At 39.0% G+C, this 1,611-nt stretch carries 2 protein-coding genes; one reads left to right on the plus strand and one right to left on the minus strand.

What is annotated here, in order from left to right; all coding sequences use genetic code 11:
* Positions 1–135: 135 nt before the first annotated feature.
* On the minus strand, positions 136–735 hold the full coding sequence (locus HH682_RS15355; RefSeq protein WP_214238353.1) for a hypothetical protein: 600 nt from the start codon (positions 733–735) through the stop codon (positions 136–138).
* Between the two features lie 151 nt (positions 736–886).
* Here HH682_RS15355 and HH682_RS15360 point away from each other — a divergent pair, with 151 nt between their 5' ends.
* Positions 887–1,507 (plus strand): LysE family translocator, encoded by a 621-nt coding sequence (locus HH682_RS15360; RefSeq protein WP_214238354.1) that lies wholly within the window; start codon positions 887–889, stop codon positions 1,505–1,507.
* The last annotated feature ends 104 nt before the right edge of the window (positions 1,508–1,611 follow it).

The following is a 1,611-nucleotide window of genomic DNA, read 5'->3' on the forward strand; positions in this document are numbered from 1 at the left end:
CGGCATAGTGTGATTGCAGAAGTCTGACACTACGCCCACACAATCAAACCTTTTGCAGGGTAAGAAAAACAAGAAAAAAGCTAGACGATGGTCGCTACGCTCCCCGTGATTTTTTTAATACCCACCACGGGGGCATTAGGCTTTCTTTTGGTTTTTTTTGCCAACAACTAGCTTATAAGCTGTATTGTAATCAGAGCAGAGGGATATAAATAAAATGACATTTATCCCTCCTAATAGCGAGAGAACACTAGAGAACACCTTAAGATACAAACTACCACCATCATATGCAGCAGAGGTAAAACTAAAAAGTGCAATAACAGTAACGGGGATCATTAGCACCGCTAGAAATTTTTTATGGCTAACATGATTTTTTAGAACATCAGGAACTATAAGTCTTTTGTTACCTTCCAGAGGTAAAGATGCCCGATATATCGATTTAAGAACCATATCATCTGCTGAAGGATATTGTTCCTTAAGCCATAGATACTCAGCCCTCTCACTATCGCTTAGTGCCGTATCCCCAATAAGTTCACCCTCTACCAATACTTGGATCTCACTCTCAATTAATCTTATGACTCTATCGTCTTTTGAGTAATTCAGTAGTGTTTGGAGTTTCTTTATCCTTTGGTTCTCGTAAGAAGTATATTTTTTATACATCTCAATAATCTGAAATATGGATATGGGTAGCGTGATTAATGATGCAAAAATCGCAATTAACTTGCTGTAAAAATCCATAGTCCAACCCTTATAAACACGACATAACGAGGTCGGAATTTACCATAACACCTTCTTACGCGAATGCATCATCTCTAACTTTCCATATATTTTTTGAACTATACATCAAATGGTATTCTGTTCTGATACCAGTCATATGGAGTATTTGGTTATGAACATTACTGAGTCAATAATTTCGTACACAATAGCCGCTACAGCCTTAACCCTAACCCCTGGACTAGATACTGTTTTGATCCTTAGAACAGCTTCAAGCGAGGGGAAAAAACAGGCTTTCCAATCTGCTATAGGAATAAATACAGGGTGCTTAGTTTGGGGAGCGGCTGTAGCTCTCGGTCTTGCTGCTCTGCTCGCAGTATCTGAAGTGGCATATACTTCGTTGAAGATTGTTGGTGCATGTTATCTAGCTTGGCTGGGTATTAATTTCATTCTGAAACCAAGAACGACAATCGATAGCGTTTCAACGCAAACAAGAAAAAAACAAAACTGGTTTGTTAAAGGAATGCTAGGAAATATCCTTAATCCAAAGATAGGGATTTTTTATGTTTCGTTCCTGCCTCAATTCATCCCAACTGGCCATAATTTAGCGCTTTGGACAATGATATTGGTTATGATCCATGTGCTACTTCTTACTATCTGGTCATCTGTATTAATACTGACTACGACAAAAATATCCGGATCACTGAGAAAGCCTAATTTCATTAAGTGGATGGATAGATGTACTGGTGCGATATTTATAGCCTTCGCAACAAAGCTAGCGTTCTCGTCAAAGTAATAGGCTCATCTAGAGAATCTCTATACCTATTTAACATAAGGCGGTCTTACGCGCACCGCTCAAACGCCCTCAGAGCGATTCTGAGGCGTAACCGATAAAACTCA

The organism is Rosenbergiella gaditana, from assembly GCF_018494065.1.
Classification (GTDB): domain Bacteria; phylum Pseudomonadota; class Gammaproteobacteria; order Enterobacterales; family Enterobacteriaceae; genus Rosenbergiella; species Rosenbergiella gaditana.

Excerpts from the sequence above, each read along its gene's own strand:
- HH682_RS15355 (WP_214238353.1), bottom strand. The coding sequence starts at position 735 with ATGGATTTTTACAGCAAGTTAATTGCGATTTTTGCATCATTAATCACG.
- HH682_RS15360 (WP_214238354.1), top strand. The coding sequence starts at position 887 with ATGAACATTACTGAGTCAATAATTTCGTACACAATAGCCGCTACAGCC.